This is a genomic window from Cryobacterium sp. W22_MBD10_FK3, from assembly GCF_052113745.1.
In the GTDB taxonomy this organism is placed as follows: Bacteria; Actinomycetota; Actinomycetes; order Actinomycetales; family Microbacteriaceae; genus Cryobacterium.
Window position 1 is genome coordinate 1 of the sequence record NZ_JBGQOH010000038.1, and the last position, 3,073, is coordinate 3,073.

General features: G+C 70.6%; 3 protein-coding genes. All 3 read left to right on the plus strand.

Going from position 1 to position 3,073, the window contains the following annotated elements; translation table 11 throughout:
• A partial coding sequence (locus ACEN2M_RS18660; protein WP_441649642.1) for an amidase occupies positions 1 to 866 on the plus strand: 866 nt, incomplete at its 5' end.
• Positions 867 to 924: 58 nt separating this feature from the next.
• Entirely contained in the window at positions 925 to 1,383 is a 459-nt protein-coding gene (locus ACEN2M_RS18665) for a Fur family transcriptional regulator (protein WP_441649643.1), read from the plus strand.
• A gap of 37 nt (positions 1,384 to 1,420) precedes the next feature.
• Positions 1,421 to 2,923, plus strand: a complete 1,503-nt coding sequence (locus ACEN2M_RS18670) for a catalase (RefSeq protein ID WP_441649644.1) — start codon at positions 1,421 to 1,423, stop codon at positions 2,921 to 2,923.
• The last annotated feature ends 150 nt before the right edge of the window (positions 2,924 to 3,073 follow it).

The window sequence follows — 3,073 nt, forward strand, 5'->3', positions numbered from 1 at the left end:
GGGTGAAGCCGTCCCGCGGCCGGGTGCCGGCGGCCGGCGGCCTCGACGTGCCCGGCGGCCTGCCGGTGGCCGGCCCGTTGGCCCGCACGGTGGCGGATGCCGCCCTGCTGCTGGACGCCATGGTCGCGCCGGGCGGCGGCCGGCCGGAGCATCCGTTCTCGGTGCGGGCGCCCGGGGGAGACGAGCAGCTGCTCGGCGCCGCCATCCGCGGTGAGGGTCGCTACCAGCTCGGCGTGATGACCACCTCGGCCTGGGACGATGCCTACGAGATCAGCCTGGCGCCCGAGGCGCTGGCGGCGCTCGATGTGGCCGTGGACGGTTTTGCCGCGATGGGGCACGGCCTCGAGCAGACCGCGCTGGAGCCCGACCCGAGCTACGCGCCGGCGTTCCGGGCGCTGTGGCAACTGAGCGCCGCCCGGATCCCCGCCGAGACCCCGGAGCAGGAGGCCCTGCTCGAGCCGCTCACCCGGTGGCTGATGCACCGCGGCCGCGAGCTGAGCGGCCGCGCCGTGGCCGAGGCGTTGTCGACGCTGGCCGCGTACGAGCGCTCGCTCATCCGCCAGCTGGCCCGCTTCGACGCCGTGCTCACCCCGGCACTGGCGCTCACCCCGCGGCCCGTGGGCTGGTACGACGCCCACGACGGCGAACGGAACTTCGCTCAGCAGGTGCAGTACACCCCGTTCACCTCGATGATCAACGTCTCGGGCCTGCCCGCGATCGTGCTGCCCGTGGCGCAGTCCGCCGCCGGCCTGCCGATGGGCGTGCAGCTGATCGGCCGGCCCGGCGGCGAGGCCACCCTGCTCGCCCTCGGCGCGCAGCTGGAGCGGAAGCTGCGCTGGCAGGACCGGGTGCCGCCGGGCCTGTGACCCGGCCGGGCCGGCGTGTCTTGTTTTGAGGAGTTCAAAACAACTGCTACCGTGAGGCATGGCCGCATCCACCGAGATCACCCCGGAGCACAGCTTCGCCTCCGTGATCCGCGCCGCCGGGCTCAAGGTCACCGCCCCTCGGCTCGCCGTGCTCACCAGTCTGGGCGATTCGGGTCACGCGACCGCCGAGCAGCTCTTCGAAACGGTGAGTGCCGGCCTCCCCGGCACCAGCCTGCAGGCGGTCTACGGCGTGCTCGGCGCGTTCACCACCGCCGGCCTGGTGCGCCGTATCGAACCGGCCGGCTCTGCCGCGCTGTTCGAACGGCGAGTGGGCGACAACCACCATCACCTCATCTGCACGGGCTGCCGCTCGGTGACCGACGTCGAGTGCGTCGTGGGGGAGGCCCCCTGCCTCACGCCCAGCGATTCCGCCGGCTTCATCGTGCAGACCGCCGAGGTGACCTTCTGGGGCCTCTGCCCGAACTGCCAGTCCGGCACCGCATCCACAGATCTGTAACGACATGAACGACCTGCACACGACACAAAGGAGCACCATGACAACACTGCCCCCCACCACCACCCAGACCGGAACCCCGGTTCCGAGCGACGAGCACTCCCTCACCGCCGGCAGCGAGGGCGTCACCGCCCTGCACGACCGCTACCTGGTCGAGAAGCTCGCCCAGTTCAACCGCGAGCGCATCCCGGAGCGCATCGTGCACGCCAAGGGCGGCGGAGCGCACGGCGTGTTCGAGGTCACCGGCGACGTTTCCGCGTACACCCGGGCGGCCCTGTTCCAGCCCGGCGCCCGCACCGACACCCTGCAGCGCTTCTCCAGCGTGGCCGGCGAACAGGGCAGCCCCGACACCTGGCGCGACGTGCGCGGCTTCTCGGTGAAGTTCTACACGACCGAGGGCAACTACGACATCGTCGGCAACAACACCCCGGTGTTCTTCATCCGCGACGGCATCAAGTTCCCCGACTTCATCCACTCGCAGAAGCGCCTGCCGGGCTCCGGCCTCCGCGACGCGAACATGCAGTGGGACTTCTGGACTCTCTCGCCCGAATCCGCGCACCAGGTGACCTACCTGATGGGCGACCGCGGCCTGCCGCGCTCCTGGCGCACCATGCCCGGCTTCGGCTCGCACACTTACCAGTGGATCAACGCTGCCGGTGAGCGCTTCTGGGTGAAGTACCACTTCACCTCCAACCAGGGCAACATCGAGATGGAAGGCGCCGAGGCCGAGCTCATCGCCGGCGCTGACGCCGACTACTACCGCCGCGACCTCTACGAGGCCATCGACGCCGGCGACTTCCCGTCCTGGGACGTGCACGTGCAGGTCATGCCCTACGAAGAGGGCAAGACCTACAGGTTCAACCCGTTCGACCTCACCAAGGTGTGGCCGCACAGTGACTTCCCCCTGATCAAGGTGGGCACGCACACCCTCAACCGCAACCCGGGCAACTTCTTCGCCGAGATCGAGCAGGCCGCGTTCTCGCCGGCCAACCTGGTTCCCGGCATCGCGGCCAGCCCCGACAAGATGCTGATGGCGCGCATCTTCTCCTACCCGGATGCGCAGCGCTACCGCGTGGGCACCAACTACAACCAGCTGCCGGTGAACGCACCGATCTCGCCGGTGAACAACTACTCGCAGGATGGTGCCGCCCGGTATCACTTCAACGACGCCAGCGCCCCGGTCTACGCGCCGAACTCGCTCGGCGGCCCCGTCGCCGACGAGGCCCTCGCGGGCGACGGCACCTGGGAGAGCGACGGTGCGCTGGTGCGCAGCGCCGCCGCCCTGCGCTCGGAGGACAGCGACTTCGGCCAGGCCGGCACGCTCTACCGCGACGTCTTCGACGACGCGGCCAAGGCCCGCTTTCTCGACACCATCACCGGTGCCGTCGGCGGCGTGACGCGCCCCGAGGTCAAGGAACGCGCCATCCAGTACTGGACGAACGTGGACACCACCCTCGGCGCCAGCCTGCGCCTGAACCTGGCCACCGATGCCGAGGCCACCTCGGCCAATGTGGCCGCCGAGCCCGTCGGCGTCGGCGAGTAACACCGCAGCACCACCACCACCCATCGCGGGGGAGGGAAAAGACGGCCACGGGGGGCCCAGAAAACACCCCCCCCAAACCCCCATCCACCACCCCACCCCCCCACCAAAAACCCCAACAACCCCCCCCACACCCCCCCCCCCACCCCCCCC